21 protein-coding genes and 1 tRNA gene are annotated in these 20651 nt (G+C 59.4%); 15 read left to right on the top strand and 7 right to left on the bottom strand.

Annotated elements, in window-relative coordinates:
- Window positions 1–19: 19 nt before the first annotated feature.
- From ACR0JC_RS02720 to ACR0JC_RS02680, 9 genes are all read left to right on the top strand, one after another.
- Window positions 20–1063, top strand: coding sequence for a cysteine desulfurase family protein (locus ACR0JC_RS02720; RefSeq protein ID WP_170339111.1), 1044 nt, complete (start codon window positions 20–22; stop codon window positions 1061–1063).
- Window positions 1064–1081: 18 nt separating this feature from the next.
- Window positions 1082–2602: a Fe-S cluster assembly protein SufB gene (gene sufB / locus ACR0JC_RS02715; protein WP_170339113.1), complete on the top strand. Its 1521-nt coding sequence runs from the start codon at window positions 1082–1084 to the stop codon at window positions 2600–2602.
- Complete coding sequence (locus ACR0JC_RS02710) at window positions 2602–2799, top strand: hypothetical protein (protein ID WP_170339115.1); 198 nt, start codon at window positions 2602–2604, stop codon at window positions 2797–2799. Before sufB ends, ACR0JC_RS02710 begins: the two co-directional genes overlap by 1 nt.
- Window positions 2800–2847: 48 nt before the next feature.
- A complete protein-coding gene (gene sufC, locus ACR0JC_RS02705) occupies window positions 2848–3603 on the top strand; it encodes a Fe-S cluster assembly ATPase SufC (RefSeq protein ID WP_170339117.1) in 756 nt (251 codons plus the stop codon).
- On the top strand, window positions 3603–4883 hold the full coding sequence (gene sufD / locus ACR0JC_RS02700) for a Fe-S cluster assembly protein SufD (protein ID WP_170339119.1): 1281 nt from the start codon (window positions 3603–3605) through the stop codon (window positions 4881–4883). The genes sufC and sufD overlap by 1 nt, the downstream gene beginning before the upstream one ends.
- The gene (locus tag ACR0JC_RS02695; RefSeq protein WP_170339121.1) at window positions 4883–5368 is read left to right on the top strand and encodes a YIP1 family protein; all 486 of its coding nucleotides are present in this window, start codon (window positions 4883–4885) and stop codon (window positions 5366–5368) included. The genes sufD and ACR0JC_RS02695 overlap by 1 nt, the downstream gene beginning before the upstream one ends.
- A complete protein-coding gene (locus ACR0JC_RS02690) occupies window positions 5365–5931 on the top strand; it encodes a Yip1 family protein (RefSeq protein WP_170339124.1) in 567 nt (188 codons plus the stop codon). The genes ACR0JC_RS02695 and ACR0JC_RS02690 overlap by 4 nt, the downstream gene beginning before the upstream one ends.
- 11 nt (window positions 5932–5942) lie before the next feature.
- A complete protein-coding gene (locus ACR0JC_RS02685; RefSeq protein WP_170339126.1) occupies window positions 5943–7163 on the top strand; it encodes a cysteine desulfurase in 1221 nt (406 codons plus the stop codon).
- Between the two features lie 78 nt (window positions 7164–7241).
- Window positions 7242–7318: transfer RNA gene (locus ACR0JC_RS02680), tRNA-Arg, on the top strand.
- Between the two features lie 131 nt (window positions 7319–7449).
- On the opposite strand, the gene mepK is transcribed toward ACR0JC_RS02680, so the two are convergent.
- The gene (gene mepK, locus ACR0JC_RS02675; RefSeq protein ID WP_170339128.1) at window positions 7450–8019 is read right to left on the bottom strand and encodes a peptidoglycan L,D-endopeptidase MepK; all 570 of its coding nucleotides are present in this window, start codon (window positions 8017–8019) and stop codon (window positions 7450–7452) included.
- A gap of 354 nt (window positions 8020–8373) precedes the next feature.
- On the opposite strand from mepK, the gene ACR0JC_RS02670 reads away from it, so the two are divergent.
- From ACR0JC_RS02670 to ACR0JC_RS02655, 4 genes are read left to right on the top strand one after another with little or no spacing between them, the layout of a single operon-like run.
- On the top strand, window positions 8374–9984 hold the full coding sequence (locus ACR0JC_RS02670) for a L,D-transpeptidase family protein (protein ID WP_170339130.1): 1611 nt from the start codon (window positions 8374–8376) through the stop codon (window positions 9982–9984).
- Window positions 9985–10020: 36 nt separating this feature from the next.
- The gene (gene lpxD / locus ACR0JC_RS02665) at window positions 10021–11112 is read left to right on the top strand and encodes a UDP-3-O-(3-hydroxymyristoyl)glucosamine N-acyltransferase (protein ID WP_170339132.1); all 1092 of its coding nucleotides are present in this window, start codon (window positions 10021–10023) and stop codon (window positions 11110–11112) included.
- 32 nt (window positions 11113–11144) lie between these two features.
- Window positions 11145–11402 (top strand): acyl carrier protein, encoded by a 258-nt coding sequence (locus ACR0JC_RS02660; protein ID WP_093962086.1) that lies wholly within the window; start codon window positions 11145–11147, stop codon window positions 11400–11402.
- Between the two features lie 9 nt (window positions 11403–11411).
- The gene (locus ACR0JC_RS02655) at window positions 11412–12620 is read left to right on the top strand and encodes a beta-ketoacyl-[acyl-carrier-protein] synthase family protein (protein WP_170339135.1); all 1209 of its coding nucleotides are present in this window, start codon (window positions 11412–11414) and stop codon (window positions 12618–12620) included.
- A gap of 50 nt (window positions 12621–12670) precedes the next feature.
- Here the strand turns inward: ACR0JC_RS02655 and ACR0JC_RS02650 are convergent, their stop codons facing one another.
- The gene (locus ACR0JC_RS02650) at window positions 12671–13282 is read right to left on the bottom strand and encodes an invasion associated locus B family protein (protein ID WP_170339137.1); all 612 of its coding nucleotides are present in this window, start codon (window positions 13280–13282) and stop codon (window positions 12671–12673) included.
- Window positions 13283–13750: 468 nt separating this feature from the next.
- Between ACR0JC_RS02650 and ACR0JC_RS02645 the strand changes: the two genes are divergently transcribed.
- Window positions 13751–15298: a helicase HerA-like domain-containing protein gene (locus ACR0JC_RS02645; protein ID WP_170339139.1), complete on the top strand. Its 1548-nt coding sequence runs from the start codon at window positions 13751–13753 to the stop codon at window positions 15296–15298.
- Between the two features lie 41 nt (window positions 15299–15339).
- Here ACR0JC_RS02645 and ACR0JC_RS02640 read toward each other — a convergent pair whose 3' ends face one another.
- From ACR0JC_RS02640 to ACR0JC_RS02630, 3 genes are all read right to left on the bottom strand, one after another.
- Window positions 15340–15594 (bottom strand): hypothetical protein, encoded by a 255-nt coding sequence (locus tag ACR0JC_RS02640; RefSeq protein ID WP_170339141.1) that lies wholly within the window; start codon window positions 15592–15594, stop codon window positions 15340–15342.
- A 188-nt stretch (window positions 15595–15782) separates the two neighbouring features.
- The gene (locus ACR0JC_RS02635) at window positions 15783–17096 is read right to left on the bottom strand and encodes a branched-chain amino acid ABC transporter permease (RefSeq protein ID WP_170338584.1); all 1314 of its coding nucleotides are present in this window, start codon (window positions 17094–17096) and stop codon (window positions 15783–15785) included.
- The gene (locus ACR0JC_RS02630) at window positions 17093–18103 is read right to left on the bottom strand and encodes a branched-chain amino acid ABC transporter permease (protein WP_093962081.1); all 1011 of its coding nucleotides are present in this window, start codon (window positions 18101–18103) and stop codon (window positions 17093–17095) included. The genes ACR0JC_RS02635 and ACR0JC_RS02630 overlap by 4 nt, the downstream gene beginning before the upstream one ends.
- Window positions 18104–18139: 36 nt before the next feature.
- On the opposite strand from ACR0JC_RS02630, the gene ACR0JC_RS02625 reads away from it, so the two are divergent.
- Window positions 18140–18724, top strand: a complete 585-nt coding sequence (locus tag ACR0JC_RS02625) for a hypothetical protein (protein WP_170339143.1) — start codon at window positions 18140–18142, stop codon at window positions 18722–18724.
- Window positions 18725–18971: 247 nt separating this feature from the next.
- Here ACR0JC_RS02625 and ACR0JC_RS02620 read toward each other — a convergent pair whose 3' ends face one another.
- Together ACR0JC_RS02620 and ACR0JC_RS02615 are read right to left on the bottom strand one after the other, a co-directional pair.
- Window positions 18972–19802, bottom strand: a complete 831-nt coding sequence (locus tag ACR0JC_RS02620; protein WP_170338588.1) for an ABC transporter ATP-binding protein — start codon at window positions 19800–19802, stop codon at window positions 18972–18974.
- On the bottom strand, window positions 19799–20587 hold the full coding sequence (locus tag ACR0JC_RS02615; protein WP_093962961.1) for an ABC transporter ATP-binding protein: 789 nt from the start codon (window positions 20585–20587) through the stop codon (window positions 19799–19801). Before ACR0JC_RS02615 ends, ACR0JC_RS02620 begins: the two co-directional genes overlap by 4 nt.
- Window positions 20588–20651: the final 64 nt, after the last annotated feature.

The raw sequence follows: 20651 nt of genomic DNA, 5'->3' as shown, positions 1-20651 counted from the left end.
TGGATGAAAAGGTGAGTCCATGAGACGTGTTTACCTGGATCACAACGCCACGACCCGGCTGCGCCCCGAGGCGCGCGACGCGATGATCGCGGCGATGGAGGTCTGCGGGAACCCCTCCTCGGTCCATGCTGAGGGGCGAGCGGCCAAGGCTGTCATCGAAAAGGCGCGTGCGCAGATGGCCGCGGCCTTTGGGGCGGATGGGGCCGATATCGTGTTCACATCCGGGTCGACCGAAGGCGCGGCGCTGGCCTTGGAAGGGCGCGACCTGCATGGCGCGGCGATCGAACATGATGCCGTAAGGGCCTGGACTGTCGAGGATTTGCCGGTTTCCAGCCAAGGCGTTGTTACGGTTGCCGATCCGGCTCGGTCCACGTTGCAGCTCGCCAATTCTGAGACCGGACTCATTCAGGCCTTGCCCAAGGGTCTGGCCGTCACCGATGCCACGCAAGCGTTCGGGAAATTGCCGATCGCCTTCAACTGGTTGGACGTGCAGATGGCGTTGGTCTCGGCGCACAAGCTGGGCGGGCCAAAGGGTGCGGGCGCCGTGGTGATGAAACGCGGCACCGATCTGGAGGCCCGGATTAAGGGCGGTGGCCAGGAAATGGGGCGCCGGTCGGGAACGGAAAATGTCATTGGAATAGCGGGGTTCGGCGCTGCGGCTGAAGCAGCGGCGCGGGATCTAGCAAACGGAGTTTGGGAAAAGGTTGCAGAACTTAGAAATATTCTAGAAAAGGCCCTTGAGGCTGGTTCTAAATCTACTATTTTTGTCGGGAAAGATCAGGATCGGTTGCCCAACACCCTGTGCTTTGCGACGCCCGGCTGGAAGGGCGAAACGCAGGTGATGCAGATGGATCTGTCGGGCTTTGCGATCAGCGCCGGTTCGGCCTGCTCCAGCGGCAAGGTGAGGGCAAGCGCGGTACTGACCGCGATGGGATATGACGAGGCCACGGCGGCCAGCGCGGTACGCGTTTCGCTGGGCCCCGAGACGAGTGAAGAAGACGTGCTGCGTTTCGCCGAGACGTGGCTGGAAAAAGAGAAAAAGCATCGCGCGCGGGCCGCGTGATCTGACGGAGGGTGGAACATGGCCGCTTTGGACCAGACCCAGGTAAAAGAAGGTGTCGATCAGGAAACCGTTGACGCGGTGCGCGAGGTCGGAACCTACAAATACGGGTGGGATACCGATATCGAGATGGAGTACGCGCCCAAGGGCGTGAACCCCGATATCGTCAAGCTGATATCGGAAAAGAACGAAGAGCCCGAGTGGATGACCGAATGGCGCCTGAAGGCCTTTGAGCGTTGGACCCAGATGGAAGAGCCAAAATGGGCCATGGTCCACTATCCTGAAATTGATTTTCAGGACCAGTATTACTATGCCCGGCCCAAGTCGATGGAGACCAAGCCCAAGTCGCTGGACGAGGTCGATCCGAAACTGCTGGCCACTTACGAGAAGCTCGGTATCCCGCTGAAAGAACAGATGATTCTGGCCGGCGTGGAAGGTGCCGAGGATGCCCCGGCCGAGGGCCGCAAGGTCGCGGTGGATGCGGTGTTCGACTCGGTTTCGGTTGGCACGACCTTCCAAGCCGAGCTGAAGAAGGCCGGCGTCATCTTCTGCTCGATCTCCGAGGCGATCAAGGAACACCCTGAACTGGTCAAGAAATACCTGGGCTCGGTGGTGCCGGTGTCGGACAATTTCTACGCCACGCTGAACTCGGCCGTATTCTCGGACGGCTCGTTCGTCTATGTGCCGCCCGGCGTACGCTGCCCAATGGAGCTGAGCACCTATTTCCGCATCAACGCTGAAAACACCGGCCAGTTCGAACGCACTCTGATCATCGCCGACAAGGGCTCGTACGTGTCCTATCTGGAAGGCTGCACCGCGCCGCAGCGTGATACCGCGCAGCTGCACGCCGCAGTGGTCGAGATCATCGTCGAAGAAGACGCCGAGGTGAAATACTCGACCGTCCAGAACTGGTTCCCGGGTGACGAGAACGGCAAGGGCGGCATCTACAACTTCGTGACCAAGCGTGCCGATTGTCGGGGTGACCGGTCCAAGGTGATGTGGACGCAGGTCGAGACCGGCAGTGCCGTAACGTGGAAATACCCGTCCTGCATCCTGCGGGGTGATGACAGCCAAGGTGAGTTTTACTCGATCGCTATTACTAACAACATGCAGCAGGCCGATACCGGCACCAAGATGATACATTTGGGCAAGAACACCAAGTCGCGCATCGTGTCCAAGGGCATCAGCGCGGGCAAGGCCCAGAACACCTATCGCGGGCTGGTGTCGATGCACCCCAAGGCCAAGAACAGCCGCAACTATACCCAGTGCGACAGCCTGCTGATCGGCGACAAATGCGGGGCGCATACCGTTCCGTATATCGAGGTCAAGAACAACAGCAGCCGGGTCGAGCACGAGGCCACCACCTCGAAGGTCGATGACGATCAGCTGTTCTATTGCCGCCAGCGCGGCATGGACGAGGAAGAAGCCGTGGCGCTGGTGGTCAACGGTTTCTGCAAGGACGTGCTGCAGGCGCTGCCGATGGAGTTCGCCATGGAAGCCCAACAGCTGGTCGCGATCTCGCTGGAAGGCTCGGTCGGCTGATGGCCCGCTCGCCGCGCTTCCGCAGGGATGATGTCCTGACCGCTGCGTCTTATGCGCTGCCGGTGCTGGGCGGCCTGCTGGGCGTGGCCTATGTCAACGTCAACTACACCGATTTCATTAACCCGGTCTGGGCAATCGGCGGCGGGGCGGTCCTGGGATGGATCGCGGCGCGGCTGCTGCGCAGGATGCTGGGATAGGAACAGACCGGGGCCGGCGCGTCCCGAAGATACGCAAAAGGACAAAACATGCTGGAAATCAATAACCTGCACGTCAAACTTGAGGAAGAGGAAAAGCAGATCCTCAAGGGCGTGGACCTGACGGTCGAGGCCGGCAAGGTACACGCGATCATGGGGCCGAACGGCTCGGGCAAATCGACGCTCAGCTATGTGCTGTCGGGCCGTGACGGATACGAGGTCACCGAGGGTTCGGCGACTCTGGATGGCGCCGACCTGTTGGAGATGGAGCCGGAAGAGCGTGCCGCCGCCGGCGTGTTCCTCGCGTTCCAATACCCGGTCGAGATCCCGGGCGTGGGCAACATGACGTTCCTGCGCACTGCCGTGAACGCCCAGCGCAAGGCGCGCGGCGAGGAAGAACTCTCGGCTGCGGATTTCCTTAAACTGGTGCGCGAAAAGGCCAAGTCGCTAAAGATTGACGCCGACATGCTGAAACGCCCCGTGAACGTTGGTTTCTCGGGCGGTGAGAAGAAGCGCAACGAAATCCTGCAGATGGCCATGCTCGAGCCCAAGATGTGCATCCTGGACGAGACCGACTCGGGCCTGGACGTGGATGCGATGAAGCTGGTGGCCGAGGGCGTGAACGCGCTGCGCGACGAAGGCCGCGGGTTTCTGGTGATCACCCACTATCAGCGCCTGCTGGACCACATCAAACCCGACGTGGTGCACATCATGGCCGATGGCCGGATCGTCAAGACCGGCGGGCCTGAGCTTGCGCTGGAGGTCGAAAACAACGGTTACGCCGACATTCTTGCCGAGGTGAACTGATGGCCTTGCCCGATGTGAAACAATCCGCGACCGAGGCGCGGCTGGCCACGCTGCGCATGCCCGAAGCCGGCTGCACCCGCGAAGCGCGTGAGGCGGCCCTGGCCCGGCTGCGCGCTATGGGTCTGCCCGGGCGGCGCGACGAGTATTGGAAATACACGCGACCCGATACGCTGATCTCGCCCGAGGTTGCGGTGGCCGAGGTATTCCACACCGACGAGCCGATGGTCTTTGACGGGTTTGACCGCTTGAAGATCGTCTTCGTCGATGGCGTATTCAGCCCCGAGGACAGCGATGATCTGACGCTGGAAGGCGTGAGCATCGACCGGCTTGAGGATATCTGCTGCAAGGACATCCACTGGGCCAAGCAACTGTATGGCGTGCTGGAAGAAAGGGGCCAGACCCCGGTTCAGCGCCCGCTCGCGGCCTTGAACACCGCCTTTGCGCAGGACGGCGTGGCGATCCATGTGACCGGCAAACCGTCCAAGCCGATCAGCCTGATCTATCGCCACGACTCCGAGACCTCGGACGCGATCCTGCACCACGTGATCCGCGTGGAAAGTGGCGCCGAGGTGACAATTCTCGAGAATGGTCCGGCGGCCTCGCGGTTCAACAAATGCATCGAGATCGACATCGCCGATGGCGGCACGCTGCACCATGTCCGGGCGCAGGGCAGGGACCATCAGCGCCGCGCCGCGACGCATATGTTCACCCGGTTGGGCAAGGAATCCGTTTATAAATCCTTTACCCTGACCGTGAATGGTGTGCTGACGCGCAATGAACAGGTGGTCGAGCTGACCGGCGACGATGCGGTGGCGCATGTGGCCGGCGCTTGTGTGGGCGATGGCGACTTCCACCATGACGACACGGTGTTCATCACCCATGACGCGGTGAACTGCGAAAGCCGTCAGGTGTTCAAGAAGGTTCTGCGCAACGGCGCGACCGGCGTGTTCCAGGGCAAGATCCTGGTCAAGGAGGGCGCCCAGAAGACCGACGGTTACCAGATCAGCCAGTCTTTGCTGTTGGATGACGACAGTCAGTTTCTGGCCAAGCCCGAGCTTGAGATCTATGCCGATGACGTGGCCTGTTCGCACGGGTCGACCTCGGGTGCGATCGACGAGACCGCGATGTTCTATCTGCGTTCGCGCGGGGTTCCGGCCAAGGACGCGACCAACATGCTGACGCTGGCCTTTTTGGCAGAAGCCGTGGAAGAGATCGAAGACGAAGCGCTGGCCGAGGACATCGTCTCGCGGCTGGAAGGCTGGTTGGCGCGGCACAGCTGATGCCGGTGACCACCGATATCGTCGCCTCGTATCGCGGGCCCGGTCGGGTGGTGCGTCGGCTGCTGGACATGGGCCCGCGCGAAGACCGTGCGCTGGCCTTTGTCATGGCGTTCTGTGTGATTGGCTTTATCGCGCAGTTGCCGGGGCTATCGCGTCGGGCCCATCTTGAGGGGCTGGACCTGAACATGCTGATGGGTGGGGCTCTGCTGGGGTCGGTCTTCATTCTGCCGTTGCTGCTCTACGTCCTTGCCTGGGGAACTTATCTGATTGCTCGTATGTTCGGCGGTGCAACCACGTCCTATCAGGCGCGGCTTGCGCTGTTCTGGGCTCTCCTCGCCTCATCACCGCTGGTGTTGTTGAACGGGCTGGTGGCGGGTTTCATCGGTCCGGGTCCTGTCCAGACGCTGACCGGGGCCCTGTGGGTTGCGGTATTCGTCTGGTTCTGGTTTTCCGGGTTTTCTCAAACACGAAGGGCGCCGGCATGAACGCCGCATTTCTGGCACATCTGGCCGTTCTGACATTGGCAAATCCGGCCGAGGCGGCAAGGCGTCTGTTGGCCGGAGTACCCGGTCGGGATGTGCTTTGGACAGCGCTGGCACTGGTCGTTGTCCTGAACGCTTTGTCTCAATCACTGTCGACCCTTGTGTTTCCGGCGCTTGATCCATCTCTGGATATGGCGTTTGAACCGGTCGTGCAGTCGTTGGCGACTTCGGCCGGGGCCGTTCTCTTGGGCATCTTCGCGTTTCATTTTGTCGGCAGGATGCTTGGCGGCACCGGTAGCCTGGACGGCATGATGCTGCTGATGGTCTGGCTGCAATTCCTGCAGATTCTGGGCCAATTGATCATCTTCGTCATGGTGATGGTTGCGCCGACGATGTTCCTGATCCTCGTACTGGGGATGAGCCTGTACAGCCTCTACATCAGCCTGCATTTCATCAATCAGGCGCATCACTTCGACTCGCTGGGCAAATCCTTCGTGGTCATCCTCATCTCGGGATTGCTGGCGATACCTTTCGTCCTGTTGATGACTCCAAGTGGACCTGTTTAGGGAATTCGTTCATGTATGACGTCCAGAAAATCCGCGCCGATTTCCCGATCCTCTCGCGTGAGGTGAACGGGAAACCGTTGACGTATCTCGACAATGGGGCCTCGGCGCAGAAACCTCAGGTGGTGATAGATGCAGTCACCAATGCCTATGCGCACGAGTATTCGAACGTGCATCGCGGATTGCACTACCTGTCCAACCTGGCGACCGAAAAGTACGAATCCGTGCGCGGGACCGTCGCCCGGTTTTTGAATGTCGCGAATGAGGATGAGATCGTCCTGAATTCCGGGACGACCGAGGGGATCAACCTTGTCGCCTATGGGTGGGCCATGCCGCGGATGCACGCCGGTGACGAAATTGTTCTGAGCGTCATGGAGCATCATGCCAACATCGTACCCTGGCATTTTCTACGCGAACGCCAGGGCGTCGTTCTGAAATGGGTGGACGTGGATGCAAGTGGTGCGCTGGATCCGCAGGCCGTGATCGACGCCATCGGGCCCAAGACCAAACTGGTGGCGGTGACCCAGTGTTCCAACGTTCTGGGTACCGTGGTTGACGTGAAGGCGATCACCGAAGGCGCCCATGCCAAAGGCGTGCCTGTGCTGGTCGACGGAAGCCAGGGCGCGGTTCACATGCCGGTGGATCTGCAGGATATCGGGTGTGATTTCTATGCTATTACCGGACACAAGCTGTACGGCCCGTCGGGATCCGGCGCGATCTTTATCAAATCGGAACGCATGGCCGAGATGCGCCCCTTCATCGGAGGAGGCGATATGATCAAGGAAGTGTCGAAAGACAGGGTGATCTACAACGATCCGCCGATGAAATTCGAAGCCGGCACTCCGGGTATCGTCCAGACAATCGGCATGGGCGTTGCGCTGGACTACATGATGAGTTTGGGGATGGACAACATCGCGGCCCATGAGGCGGGCTTGCGCGACTATGCAATGCAGCGCCTGACCGGGCTGAACTGGCTGCAGGTTCAGGGGACGACGCCCGACAAGGCCGCTATCTTCAGCTTTACGCTGGACGGTGCGGGCCACGCACACGATGTATCCACCATTCTCGACAAGAAGGGCGTCGCCGTTCGGGCGGGGCACCATTGCGCCGGACCGTTGATGGATTATCTCGGGGTTACGGCCACCTGCCGCGCGAGTTTTGGTCTGTACAACACCACCGATGAGGTCGACACGCTGATCGATGCGCTGGAACTGGCGCACGAATTGTTTGCCTGATTGTTCGTCGCTAAACCGCGTTCCGACATGCAAAATCCAGTTGCACCCGGATCGGAACAAGGTTAGCTAACGGCCAACGCACCTGTAGCTCAGCTGGATAGAGCGCTGCCCTCCGAAGGCAGAGGCCAGAGGTTCGAATCCTCTCAGGTGCGCCACTTTCTGCCAGAGTTTCAAGGCGTAGCGCTTCTGTGCCTGTGTCCGTTATTGCCAGATGGGCGCTTCGCAGCAAAAAGCCCCGGGCAGTGATGCGCCGGGGCTTTTTGCGGGGTTGGTGAGTGGTAGTGTATTAGCCGCGCCAGGAGCGAACGTCGCCGCAGTCCATGTGCACGAAATTTGATCCATAGTATTGGCCGACACCGCCGGCACGGCACGAAATGGCTGCCTTGGCCATCTGTGAGACCGAGCGGGAGGCAAGCCGCAGATCCGCAGCCTGGCCTTTTACATGGAGAGAGTTCTTGGCGACACCGCGCGACCGGCGGCGCAGCATGGCGTTGGTCTGCGGAGAGCGGTAGCCCGACAACAGCATGTAGGGCTCGTTCACATCCAGAAGCTTGTGGGCCGCGGCCATGATGTCGATCGTGCGCAGATCCATGTCCTTTGACTGATCGGTGCGCCAATCACGCATGAAGTGGTTGATTTCCTTGACCGCGTCTTTGACGTATTTGCCATCGACCCAGTAGATCATATCCAAACGCTCGCCCGTACGACCCGAGTACATACGGATCCTGCGGATGTCTCCGCCCCCGCGAAGGAAGCCTGCTGCGTTTGAGTAGGTTGGTGCTGCAACAACTGCCGTTGCCGCGAATGCGCCCAATAGGGCACGCCGGGTCATCCCCGAGGTACTGCTCTTGGTCATAGCGTGTTTCGTCCCGTACAGTTCCTGCCTGCACACGATGTTACGTGCGCTTTCTTAATTCTTTCCCATCCCAGATGCGGATTTTATGCCACAGAGGGATTCTTGCGCCAAGTGATCTTTTGGTCTTGTGCTTTCTTACGGGGAATTTTCGGCGAAAATCTGCGCAAGTGACAAAAAATGTGGCGGACAGGCCTGAATCCCTTTCGTTTTTTTCCAGACGATGCAAACGCGCATCAGGGGGCCAGCGGTGTGATGTGCTGTTGGAAATGTGAGTGGACAATCCCCCGAGGCGTGAAACATAATTGTCGGGCGCCAAAACTAGTGTTCCAAGTTATTGAAAACCAAGGCTATCCCATGAATTCTGTCCGTCGGACCTGTACGATTTTTCTGTTTGCCGCAAGCATCGCCGTGTCGGCCACATCCGTTCAGGCGGCTCCGACCCAGGCTGAGAGTTTCGCGTTTCGGATGGCTGTCGCGGAAAGCGCAGGGACAACCCCGGAAATCGCGTCCTTTTACCGAGAGCAGGAGTTCGCGCCGATTTGGGTCGGTGCTACCTCTGGTCACGCGGCACGCCGATCGGCACTTATCAAAGCATTGTCCCATGCCCAGATGCATGGGCTTCCGGCCGAACGATATGACGTTGATGGCCTGATGGCGAAGATGCAGAGCGCTCGGTCAAACCGCGATCTCGGAGCGCTTGAGGCGGCGCTGAGCGAGGCGTTTGTCCGCTATGCGCAGGATATTCAGTCCGGGCTGCTGCGCCCGGCTCAGATCGACGCCGGCCTCGTGCGTGCGGTCGAACGGAAGCCGGCCTCGGAACATCTTGCGGCGATGATGAATTCCACCGACGGCTCTTATCTCGCGCAGCTTCCGCCGCAGTCCAGTCAGTACCGGGCGCTGCTCAAGCAGAAGATGGCGCTGCAGTCACTGAACGAACATGGTGAATGGGGGCCGACCGTTCCAACCGGAAAATACGAACGCGGCGATACAGGGCCGAGTGTACTAAAGCTGCGTAATCGTCTGGTTGCGATGGGGTTCCTCAAGCCCACGGCCAGCCCGGAATATGACGACTCTATGGTGGCCGCGGTGCAAGCCTTCCAACGCGCCCATGGACTTGAACCAGATGGTGTCGCCGGCCAGGGAACGATTGCCGAAATCAACCGTTCACCTTCTGATCGGCTCAAGGCGGTGATGGTTGCGATGGAACGTGAACGCTGGCTCCCTCGCGAGAGGGGTGCACGGCATGTACTGGTCAATCAGGCCGACTTTTCCGCGAAAATCGTCGACGATGGTCGGGTGACATTTGAAACCCGTGCGGTGATCGGCAAAAACACCAGCGATCGTCAAAGCCCCGAGTTTTCGGACGTGATGGAACACATGGTGATCAATCCCAGCTGGCATGTGCCGCGCTCGATCATCACCAAGGAATACCTGCCGAAGTTGCGAGCCAACCCCAATGCCGTACGGCATCTAGAGATCACCGATCGGCGTGGGCGACAGGTGAACCGCAATGCTGTGGACTTCAACCAGTTCACGGCTCGCAGCTTCCCGTTTGCGATGCGCCAGCCTCCGGGGCAGAGCAACGCTTTGGGGCTGGTCAAGTTCATGTTCCCCAACAAGTACAACATCTATCTGCACGACACCCCGCAGAAGAGCCTGTTCGCACGCGAAGTGCGCGCCTTCTCTCACGGGTGCATTCGTTTGGCGCAACCCTTTGATTTCGCATATGCTTTGCTGGCAAAACAGGAAGAGGACCCCAAGGCCTTTTTCCACAGGGTTCTGGGCACCGGGCGTGAAACCAAGGTTGACCTCAAGCAGCCGGTCCCGGTTCATCTGATTTACCGCACCGCATTCGTCGGGCCGAAGGGCGACGTGCAGTATCGGCGCGATGTCTATGGGCGGGATCAGAAGATTTGGGATGCCCTGCAAAAAGCAGGGGTGGCCCTGCCGAACGTTCAGGGGTAAGCACGGGGCGCAAATCCTGCGACAAGGAAGCCCGCGATGCAGTTCACCTTACAGCAAATCGCCGATGCTCTGGGGGCGCCGGCCGAGGGAAACACCAGCCTGACGATTCTGAGGGCGGCCGAGCCCAAGGATGCCGGTCCGACCGATTTGGCTATGGCGATGGCTCCGAAATACGCCGAGGCGCTGGCTGAGGGTCAGGCGCGTTGTGCTGTTCTGTGGGAAGGTGCCGACTGGCGCGCACTGGGTCTGGAGGGCGCCGTGTTTGTCGGCCGCCCCCGTATGGCAATGGCCGGAATTACCACGATGCTGGACCGGGGGCAGGGCGTCGCACCCGGGATCCATCCTTCGGCGGTCGTGGACCCGACGGCCGAGATCGCCGGAGATGTGTCCATCGGGCCTCTGGCCGTTGTCGGCCCCCGGACCCGCATCGGGTCCGGAACGGTGATCGGCGCCCAGTGCCACGTGGGTATGGATGTCGTGCTGGGCGAGAACTGCCTGTTGCGCGAAATGGTCAGCATCGGTGCGCGCGCCATGATTGGCGATCGCTTTATTGCGCAGCCCGGAGCGAGGATCGGCGGGGATGGGTTCAGCTTTGTCACGCCCGAGGTGTCCGGGGTGGAAAACGTGCGCAAGACCATGGGCGACGCCGGAGACGCCAAGGCGCAGAGCTGGTTGCGCATCCATTCGCTCGGTGCGGTCCAGATCGGCAATAATGTCGAGGTCGGCGCGAACTGCACCATCGACAACGGTACGATCCGCAACACCGTCATCGGAGACGGCTCCAAGTTGGACAATCTTGTTCATGTCGGGCACAACACCCAGGTCGGCAGAGACTGTCTACTGTGCGGCCAAACCGGAGTGTCCGGTTCGGTCGAGATCGGCAACAACGTGGTTTTGGGTGGCCAGACCGGAGTCGTCGACAATATTTTCATCGGTGACGGCGTGATCGCGGGCGGTGGAACCAAGATACTTTCGAATGTCCCGGCAGGTCGTGTGATCATGGGCTATCCGGGCGTGAAAATGGAAACGCACACCGAAATCTACAAGGCGCAGCGTCGGCTTCCACGCATGGCCCGTGACGTAGAGGCGCTTAAAAAGACGGTTTTCAAACCCTCGTCGAGCGACTAAATCAACCGCAACGCGACAATCAGGGGAACGACATGAGCATCAGCGACCGCGTCATCGCAATCATTGCAGAGCAGGCCGTGCTGGAGCCGTCCGACGTGACGCCCGAAAGCTCTCTTGAAGATCTCGGGATCGATAGCATGGGCCTCGTTGAAAGCATCTTTGCCATCGAGGAAGAATTCGACATCTCGATCCCCTTCAACGCCAACGAACCGACGGCAAGTGATTTCGACATTTCGAATGTTGCGGCGATCATTGCCGGGATCGAAAAGCTGGTCGCGGAAAAGGTTTGATCCGCGGTCATGAAACGGGTTGTCATCACCGGCGCTGGCACGATCAATTCGCTGGGCCATTCCGTGCCCGACACCCTTGAAGCGATGCGCGAAGGCCGTTGCGGCATTTCCGAGCTTGAATTTCGTGACGTCGACCGACTGAGCATCAAAATTGGTGGCCAGGTTCGCGGGTTCGAGGCAGAGGGCCGGTTCAATCGCCAGCAGATGGCGCTGTATGACCGTTTCACGCAATTCACTCTGACTGCGGCCAAAGAGGCGATCGACCAGTCGGGGCTGGAGTTCCACGGCGAATTGTCCGTTCGGTCGGGGGTCGTTCTGGGAACGGCCGGCGGTGGTGTTTCGACCTGGGATGACAACTACCGCTCGGTCTACGAAGACGGGAAGAACCGGGTCCATCCATTCGTCGTGCCGAAGCTGATGAACAACGCGGCGGCAAGCCACATTTCGATGGAGCACAACCTCAAAGGCCCCAGCTTCACCGTTTCGACGGCCTGTGCATCGTCCAACCACGCGATGGCGCTGGCGTTCCAGATGGTGCGCAGTGGCGCCGCCCCGGCGATGATTACCGGTGGGTCGGAATCCATGTTGTGTTTTGGCGGGGTCAAGGCCTGGGAAGGCCTTCGGGTTATGTCGAAGGACGCCTGCCGGCCGTTCAGCGCAAATCGCAATGGCATGGTTCAGGGCGAGGGCGCCGGTGTGTTCGTATTCGAGGAATACGAACATGCGCGTGCTCGCGGCGCTGAAATTCTGTGTGAGGTTGCGGGCTATGCGATGTCATCGGACGCGACGGATATCGTAATGCCCAGCAAGCAGGGCGCGGCCCGCGCCATGGCCGGGGCCTTGAAGGACGCCGGGCTGAACGCAAGTGACGTGGGCTATATCAACGCCCACGGCACCGGAACCGCCGCCAATGACAAGACCGAATGCGCAGCAGTCGCGGATGTGTTCGGACGCCATGCCGACGATCTGATGATCTCGTCGACCAAATCCATGCACGGCCACCTTATCGGCGGAACCGGCGCGGTTGAACTGTTGGCCTGTATCATGGCCGTCCGTGACGGCGTGATAGCGCCGACCATAGGGTACGAAGAACCCGACCCGGAATGCGCTTTGGACGTCGTACCAAACGAGGCGCGCGAGGCCGAGGTGAATGTGGCATTGAGCAACGCCTTTGCGTTTGGCGGTCTGAATGCGGTGCTGGCCCTCAAGAAGGTATGAAAAAAGCCGCCATCGGGGGATGGCGGCTTTGGTCATTCATCTTGGCGTGATCAGTTGGTGTTGACCTCCAGGCCGTCAAAGGCAGCGGTAAATCCGCTCAGCGACAGATCCATGTTGATAACCTGATCGGGCGCGCGTGCGGGCACCAGTGAAATGGTAGCCTTCGTTCCCGCTTTCATCGCGTCAATGTCGCCCTGCGTCAGACCCAGCTGCGCAACACAACCGACCGGAACACAGTGATGATAGTTGTACAGCTTGCGAGGTGCGCCATCGATCGAGATGGCCAGTTGTGCTTGCAGCAGAGTTTCCAGAGGAACAATGACGTTCGCCCAGGCCGCGGCGGCACCACCGGCGGGCAGCTTGCCAACGGTGATCTCGGCCAGAGGTTCATTCTGCGCACCGTTGAGAATCTGAACCATCGCACAGGGGTCATCGCCGGATTGCGCCTTGATGCAGGAGATCTCCCAGTCGCCTGACTTCTCGCGGACATATTGCTCGCCGACACGCGGGCCGCTTTGACCCAGATCCAGGTCGGAGCCGGTATCCGTGGTCTGACCGGCTTGGCTCTGCTCTTGAGTTTCAGTCGTGGCTTCCTGGGCGAACGCGCCTGAGCCCAGCAATGCAGCCGTTACCAGGGTGGCTGGAACAAGTTTGGTGATCATCAGTGCCTCATTGTGCTGATACAGCTTTTTCAAACGTCTCTAGCATTCCTGCTCGGCCATGTCAGTTGCAAAGCGCGCGCTGCACGCGGGATTGGACGGATTTTCGCCGACCCATCGGAGGCCACCTGAAGTGACGCCGAGAAGCCTTTGAGTACAAACGACAAAGGGAGCCGTACGTACGGCTCCCTTCAATCAATGTATCTCCCCGTCGGACTGGCCGACTTAGTTATGCCCGAACGTTACGAGAGGCGAACCCAGTGGTCAACTGCTAACAGCGAAATTTAATGTTTCCACAAGCAGAAACTTGGCAATTTCAAAAAAAGGGCTGTGCCCGAAAGCACAGCCAGTCGACAGGGAGGAAGTTTGCCCACCACACGAGGGAATTGCGAGGCGGGCAAAATCACTATCGCAGTCAAAGGTTAAGTTTGTATGGTGGTGCCGGGACGCTAAGTTTTGGGACGTATCAATATGACGGAAAACGTTTTTGTCGGCGGTGGCGGTGTTGAATACAAGCAGCCGCAGGGTTTGACGCTGAAATATGCAAACCGGCACGGTCTGATTGCCGGTGCAACGGGGACGGGCAAGACCGTGACCCTGCAAATCCTGGCAGAAGGGTTCTCGCAGCAGGGCGTTCCTGTTTTCCTGTCTGACGTCAAAGGTGACCTGTCCGGACTGGCGCGTCCCGGTAGCCCCGATCACAAGTTGCACCAGGCCTTCATGGACCGCGCCCAGCGCATCGGGTTTGCCGACTATTCCTATGCCGCGTGCCCAGTCACGTTCTGGGATCTGTTCGGTGAGCAGGGCCACCCTGTCCGGACAACGGTTACCGAGATGGGGCCGCTGTTGTTTTCCCGGCTTCTGGACCTGAGCGAAGCGCAGGAAGGTGTGCTGAACATCGCCTTCCGGGTTGCGGATGAAGAAGGGATGCCGCTGCTAGATCTCAAGGACCTGCAGGCTCTTCTGGTCTGGATTGGTGAAAACCGGTCGCAGCTGTCCTTGCGTTATGGAAATGTCTCGACCGCTTCGATCGGTGCCATACAGCGACGATTGCTGGTGTTGGAAAACCAAGGCGGCGCACGGCTGTTTGGTGAGCCCGCGCTCGAACTGTCGGATTTGATGCGCCTGGATGAAAACGGCCAAGGGATGGTCAACATCCTGGCTTCTGACAAGCTGATGGGCGCGCCCGGGCTGTATGCCACGTTCCTTTTGTGGCTGCTGAGCGAACTGTTTGAGGAACTTCCCGAAGTCGGCGATCCCGACAAGCCCAAGCTGGTCTTTTTCTTCGACGAAGCCCATCTGCTGTTCGACGATGCGCCCAAGGTTCTGGTGGACAAGGTCGAGCAGGTCGCGCGATTGATCCGATCCAAAGGCGTTGGGGTTTACTTCATTACTCAGAACCCGGCCGACATTCCCGAAGATATCCTCGGGCAGTTGGGCAATCGCGTCCAACATGCTTTGCGCGCCTTCACCGCGCGGGATCGCAAGAATTTGCGGCTGGCCGCGGAAACCTATCGGGAAAACCCGGCCTTCGACACGGAAACCGCGATCCGGGAGGTCGGAGTGGGCGAGGCGTTGGCCTCGATGCTCGAACGAAAGGGCGCCCCCGGTATGGTCGAGCGAACATTGATACGTCCGCCGGGTTCACAACTGGGCCCGATTACCGACGCCGAGCGCAAGGCTGTGATGGCGGCGTCTCCGATGGCCGGAAAGTACGAAACGCTTCTAGATCGCAAATCGGCATTCGAAATCCTGCAGGCGCGCGCGGCGAAGGCCGCGGCCGAGGCCGAGGAAGCCGAACCCGAGGAGCAAGACGACACCCGGTCGGTGTCCGAGCGGGAGTATTCGGCGGCGCGCAGATACAGCGGCAGCAGGGTAGGGCGATCGTCTGCGCGATCGGTCCGAAAGCAGGACAGCTTTGCCTCTGCCATGAGCGAGGCAGTCATCAAAGAGCTGAAGGGAACCACAGGACGCCGCATCGTTCGCGGCATCCTGGGCGGGCTGTTTCGCAACCGCTGAACATCATCGCTCTGCCAACCGAACCGGCGGGGCGTGCCGCATCAGCGCTTGAGGCGCCGCTGTCCTTCCTGCTGACAATAGGCGTCAGCTTCGGGAACCGACATCTTGGTGGCCGGGAAATCAATCGCGCGATCCCAGTCAACCCGATCCTGGCGGTACAGTTGGCAGGTCACGACGCCCTTTGGCGTCTGTACCTGGACGGGTGTGGTTTCCAGTTCACGTGGGCTCGGGATGCATCCGGCCACAACAGCCAGGACCGGAGCCATAAGGGCAATTTTCTTTGTGGAAGTCTTCATGGTGCAAAAACTTTTCTTCTGGGTCAGAGTTTACTCGTTACGAACGGCGCACCAGGTGAGTGGTCTTTCGAACAATATGCGCCGGTATGGTTCATAGAGTGTGAATGCGTCTATTGATTTTTCAAGCTGCAATCAAGAAACCGCGCCATTTGCATGGCGCGGCCTGACGGTTTCGTGATGAAAGATGTCTACTTTTCGGGGATCAGGCCCCTTGGGCTGAATCTAAGAACAATCAGCAGGATAAGCCCCATCGTGAACAGGCGCATATGTGCCGTGCTTTCGATCAGGTGGGCTTTCAGCGCGCTGCCGTCCGGCATGCTGGAAGTGATCAGGTTCATAAGCCAAAGACCGATGGGTTCGACCTCGACCCAAAGGAACCAGATCAGAAAGGCCCCCAGGACCGAGCCGAAATTGTTGCCGGAACCGCCGACGATCACCATCACCCAGACAAGGAAGGTGAACCGGAGCGGTTGGTAGGCGCTGGGTGTCAGTTGGCCGTCCAGCGTGGTCATCATCGCCCCGGCAATGCCACAGATGGCCGAGCCCAGAACGAAGATCTGCAGATGACGGCGGGTGACGTCCTTGCCCATGGCTTCGGCGGCGACCTCGTTGTCGCGGATCGCGCGCATCATGCGGCCCCACGGGCTTTTGAGAGCCATCTGAGCCATCCAGAGCAGGATGAGAAGCACGATCAGAAACAGGAAGGCATAACCCAGTTTCACCCACAGGGTCGAAGCGGTCACCGGGTCCAGCCCGAATGAGGCTGCACGTTCGACGAAGGTCGGGTCGCTCTGCAGGTCAATCTCATAGCCCACAATAGGTGAGGGGCGGGGGATGCCGTAGACGTTCTTTACCCCTCGAGCCAACCAGTCCTCGTTTTTCATGATCGCAATGATGATCTCGGCGATGCCCAGCGTGGCAATCGCAAGGTAGTCCGAGCGCAGACCCAAGGCCGTCTTGCCAATCAGCCAGGCAGCGCCCGCGGCCAACAGCCCACCCGCCGGCCACGCAAGCAGCACCGGAAGATTCAGCCCGCCGATATTTCCGGCAATGGCTGGGTCGATGGCTTCGACGGCAGCGATGCTCGGGTCGAACACCGCGCGATAGACGAAGAACCCGACGACGAGGATTGCGATGATCGCCAGCGTTCGTGCCCGGCCCTTGGGCATTTTTTGCGCGGCCATCACGGCTGCGACAACGGTCGCCGCCCCCAGCAGAAGCGCCAGCACGATCCCGTACCCGCCCGCGGACCAGGCTCCGGGTGTCGGAGGGGTAGAGACCAGCACAACCGCAAGTCCACCCAGCGCGACAAAACCCATGACGCCGACATTGAACAATCCGGCAAAGCCCCATTGCAGGTTCACACCGATCGCCATGATCGCGGAAATCAGACCCATGTTCAGGATCAAGATCGCCGTGTTCCAGCTTTGAACGAAACCGGTCAACAGGATCAGCCCGCCGACAATCACGAAAAGCAGGGTGTTTTTGACTGCTTCGTTCATACCGCTTTCCCCTTGAACAGACCCGTTGGCTTGAACAGAAGCACGATCAGCAGAATGACGAAGCTGACGGCGAATTTGTAATCGGTGGACAGGAACTGCACGAGGCCCGAAGGTTCGAGGCTTTCCGGAGCAAGGTAGGTCAGCACCTTCTTCCAGGCATAAGTGATCGTGACTTCGGAAAAGGCGATGATGAATCCGCCTGCGATCGCCCCAATCGGGTTGCCCAATCCGCCCACGATGGCAGAGGCAAAGATCGGCAGAAGCAGCTGGAAATAGACGAATGGCTTGAAGCTCTTGTCCAGCCCGTAGAGAACCCCGGCCGTCGTGGCTAGTGCCGCAACGATGATCCAGGTGATCATCACCACACGTTCCGGGTTGATGCCGGACAACAAGGCCAGATCCTCGTTGTCGGAATAAGCGCGCATCGACTTGCCGGTGCGGGTCTTGTTGAGGAACCAGAACAGCAAGGCTACGGCAACGACGGCGACGATCACGGTGATGCCCTGCGAGGTCTTGATCGCAAGCCCCTCATCCAGCCCGGTCATCTTTTTGAAATCCCGCGCAGAAATCAGGAACCGAGCCCCATCCGAGAACCGTTGGTCATCGGGGCCGATGATGAAACGCACCAGCCCATTCATGATGAACATCACACCCATGGATACGATCACCAGGATCACAGGTTTGGCTTTTTGCTCGCGATAGAAACGATAGACCAGCCTGTCGGTGATCAGCACCAGAAGGATGCACCCGAGGATCGCAAACGGAAGCGCTAGAAGCGCCGTCGGCAAGGGCCCGAACCCGATCCCTGCGGCCTGAAGACCCCAGGTGACCAGCACGGCGATCATTGCGCCGAAGGCCATCGTATCCCCGTGGGCAAAGTTGGAAAACCGCAGGATGCCGTAGATCAGGGTGACCCCCAGCGCCCCAAGTGCCAACTGGCTGCCATAGGCAACCGCGGGCACGATCACAAAGTTCGCAAGCGCAACAAGCGCATTCAGTAGGTCCATTATGTTCTTCTCACTGTCCGGGTGCGGCTTTATGGCATGACGCCGACGAAAGACACAACAATTTGGAGCATGATTTTTGCGGCTTTGTGCATGTTTTTATGCGGTTTGGCGGACATTGATCACACGCGCTCCAACCGTCTGCTGATCCCCGAAAGAAAAAGACCGCGTCACCATGTGGGACGCGGCCTGAAATCGCAGATGATTGCGGGGCTAGGCACCGGTTTCCGTGCATTGGCCGCGGTCATTCTGAAGGACCGGACGGCGAATGGACAGGTTGTAGGACAGATCCGGGCTTTTGACGAAGAAGGTCATGACATGCTGTTCGGTCGCCAGGATGAACGTCATGTTGTTCAGGCCAGGAAACACCTGAGCATCCCCGGTCGTGTCACCGAATTTGACCGATCCCTTTTGCTTGCCTTCAAGCCGCGTCAGCCGGTACTCGGTTCCATCAATATCCGATATGCACACAAATTCGCGTTGCTGAGCCACAGCGCCAGTTGCCAAGTGTGCGACCAGTGCGGCGATCATCCATTTCTTCATTTTGACTTCCAATTTCTGTGCCCCCAACTGGGGCGCGTTTCGGGGATTGGTGTGGTGGTTCGGGCGCAGCGATATTTTTGAAATTTGACCTGATTAAAGCAGCAGATTGGCATTCTGGGAAATTCCACAGGCTTTTTGAACCGGTGCGCTGCCAGGAAATAATTTATATTTTTCAGATGCCTAATAAGGGTTCTCAGGAAGAAGGGCATAGCTGAAAACACCGATTGCCATCTTCTGGCCTTCAATTTTGCGCAAAGCGATCAAGCAAAAGGGCCAGTCGAGAATCCCGACCGGCCCCATGAAAAAACCGATTTCTGAAAAGCGTCGGTTAGCCGCCCAAAAACGACTTGCGCACTTCCTCGTCCGCCAGCAGTTCCTTGCCGGTACCAGTGTATGCGTTTCGCCCCTGGACCAGCACATAACCCTTGTCCGCGATCTCAAGCGCCTGGCGGGCGTTCTGTTCCACCATCAGGATCGGAAGGCCGGTGCGCGACACTTCGATGATGCGGTCGAACAGCTCGTCCATCACGATCGGCGAAACGCCCGCGGTCGGTTCGTCCAGCATCAACACCTTCGGCTTGGTCATAAGCGCGCGGCCGACGGCCACTTGCTGGCGCTGTCCGCCCGAGAGCTCGCCCGCCGCCTGGTTGCGTTTGTCTCTCAGGATCGGGAACAGCTCGAACACCTGTTCCATCGTGTCCGAGAAATCATCCGTGCGAATGAACGCGCCCATTTCCAGATTTTCTTGAACCGTCATCGAGGTGAAAATGTTCTGCGTTTGGGGCACAAAGCCCATGCCCTTGATAACTCGGTCCTGTGGGCTGAGGTTGGTGATGTCCTCTCCATCCAACCGCACCGATCCGGCGCGCACGTCCAGCATGCCGAAAACGGCCTTCATCGCGGTGGATTTGCCAGCGCCGTTGGGGCCGACGATCACGGCGATTTCGCCCTTGTCCACGGCGATCGTGCAATCGTGCAGAATGTCGGGGCCTTTGCCGTACCCGCCGGTCATGGTGTCACCGATCAGGAATGGACCGCCCTCTACCCGGTGGGTCTTGCCGCTGACCCGATGGGCCGGCGTCATCGTGCCGATGCCATGCGTGTTGGTGATCGAGGCGTCCTTGTTGCCCTTGTCGTCCTGATAGGGGTTGTCGCTCATGCCCCGGCCTCCAACTGGTCTTTGTTCTTGAGCCCAGTGCCCAGATAGGCCTCGATGACATGCTCGTTGGCCTTGATCTCGTCCAGTGTGCCTTGCGCCAGAACCTTGCCCTCGGCCATGCAGATCACCGGATCGCAGATCTTGCCGATGAAATCCATGTCGTGTTCGATCACGACGAAGGTGTAGCCGCGTTCCTTGTTCAGACGCAGGATCGTATCGGCGATGGTCATGAGCAGGGTGCGATTCACGCCTGCGCCGACCTCGTCCAGGAACACGATCTTGGCGTCCACCATCATCGTGCGACCCAGTTCCAGCAGCTTTTTCTGGCCGCCCGAGACCTGACCCGCCTTGTGGTCGGCCAAATGTTCGATGGTCAGGAACTCCAGCACCTCGTCGGCCTTGGCGCGCAGCGCGCGCTCTTCATCCGCAATCCGCTTGCGGCCGAACCATGTGTTCCACAGCGATTCACCGGATTGGCCGCCGGGGACCATCATCAGGTTTTCGCGGCATGTCATCGACGAGAACTCGTGCGCAATCTGGAACGTGCGCAACAGCCCCTTGTGAAACAGATCATGGGGCGGCAGGCCGGTGATGTCTTCGCCGTCCATCCAGACCTTGCCGCTGGTCGGAGGCAGAACACCCGCGATCACATTGAAAAGAGTGGTTTTTCCGGCCCCGTTTGGACCGATCAGGCCGGTAATCGAGCCCTTTTCGATCTCCAGCGATGCCCCGTCCACCGCATGGAAACCGCCGAAATGCTTGTGCACGTCCTCGACGACGATCATGTGTTCCCCTGTCCGCGGCTTTCGCGGTTCTTCGTGTTGCCCCATCCCCAAGATAAGGTGGCGC

This window comes from Ruegeria sp. CH5, from assembly GCF_056537025.1.
This window is presented reverse-complemented; position numbering and strand designations above follow the sequence as displayed.

Bases quoted from the DNA above. Each gene is read 5' to 3' on its own strand.
- ACR0JC_RS02640 (WP_170339141.1), bottom strand. From the start codon at position 15,594: ATGAAGACTTCCACAAAGAAAATTGCCCTTATGGCTCCGGTCCTGGCT.
- ACR0JC_RS02690 (WP_170339124.1), top strand. From the start codon at position 5,365: ATGAACGCCGCATTTCTGGCACATCTGGCCGTTCTGACATTGGCAAAT.
- ACR0JC_RS02710 (WP_170339115.1), top strand. From the start codon at position 2,602: ATGGCCCGCTCGCCGCGCTTCCGCAGGGATGATGTCCTGACCGCTGCG.
- ACR0JC_RS02635 (WP_170338584.1), bottom strand. From the start codon at position 17,096: ATGAACGAAGCAGTCAAAAACACCCTGCTTTTCGTGATTGTCGGCGGG.
- sufB (WP_170339113.1), top strand. From the start codon at position 1,082: ATGGCCGCTTTGGACCAGACCCAGGTAAAAGAAGGTGTCGATCAGGAA.
- ACR0JC_RS02695 (WP_170339121.1), top strand. From the start codon at position 4,883: ATGCCGGTGACCACCGATATCGTCGCCTCGTATCGCGGGCCCGGTCGG.
- ACR0JC_RS02630 (WP_093962081.1), bottom strand. From the start codon at position 18,103: ATGGACCTACTGAATGCGCTTGTTGCGCTTGCGAACTTTGTGATCGTG.
- ACR0JC_RS02620 (WP_170338588.1), bottom strand. From the start codon at position 19,802: ATGAGCGACAACCCCTATCAGGACGACAAGGGCAACAAGGACGCCTCG.
- ACR0JC_RS02650 (WP_170339137.1), bottom strand. From the start codon at position 13,282: ATGATCACCAAACTTGTTCCAGCCACCCTGGTAACGGCTGCATTGCTG.
- ACR0JC_RS02655 (WP_170339135.1), top strand. From the start codon at position 11,412: ATGAAACGGGTTGTCATCACCGGCGCTGGCACGATCAATTCGCTGGGC.
- ACR0JC_RS02615 (WP_093962961.1), bottom strand. From the start codon at position 20,587: ATGATCGTCGTCGAGGACGTGCACAAGCATTTCGGCGGTTTCCATGCG.
- sufC (WP_170339117.1), top strand. From the start codon at position 2,848: ATGCTGGAAATCAATAACCTGCACGTCAAACTTGAGGAAGAGGAAAAG.
- ACR0JC_RS02670 (WP_170339130.1), top strand. From the start codon at position 8,374: ATGAATTCTGTCCGTCGGACCTGTACGATTTTTCTGTTTGCCGCAAGC.
- ACR0JC_RS02660 (WP_093962086.1), top strand. From the start codon at position 11,145: ATGAGCATCAGCGACCGCGTCATCGCAATCATTGCAGAGCAGGCCGTG.
- ACR0JC_RS02645 (WP_170339139.1), top strand. From the start codon at position 13,751: ATGACGGAAAACGTTTTTGTCGGCGGTGGCGGTGTTGAATACAAGCAG.
- ACR0JC_RS02625 (WP_170339143.1), top strand. From the start codon at position 18,140: ATGACGCCGACGAAAGACACAACAATTTGGAGCATGATTTTTGCGGCT.
- mepK (WP_170339128.1), bottom strand. From the start codon at position 8,019: ATGACCAAGAGCAGTACCTCGGGGATGACCCGGCGTGCCCTATTGGGC.
- ACR0JC_RS02685 (WP_170339126.1), top strand. From the start codon at position 5,943: ATGTATGACGTCCAGAAAATCCGCGCCGATTTCCCGATCCTCTCGCGT.
- sufD (WP_170339119.1), top strand. From the start codon at position 3,603: ATGGCCTTGCCCGATGTGAAACAATCCGCGACCGAGGCGCGGCTGGCC.
- lpxD (WP_170339132.1), top strand. From the start codon at position 10,021: ATGCAGTTCACCTTACAGCAAATCGCCGATGCTCTGGGGGCGCCGGCC.
- ACR0JC_RS02720 (WP_170339111.1), top strand. From the start codon at position 20: ATGAGACGTGTTTACCTGGATCACAACGCCACGACCCGGCTGCGCCCC.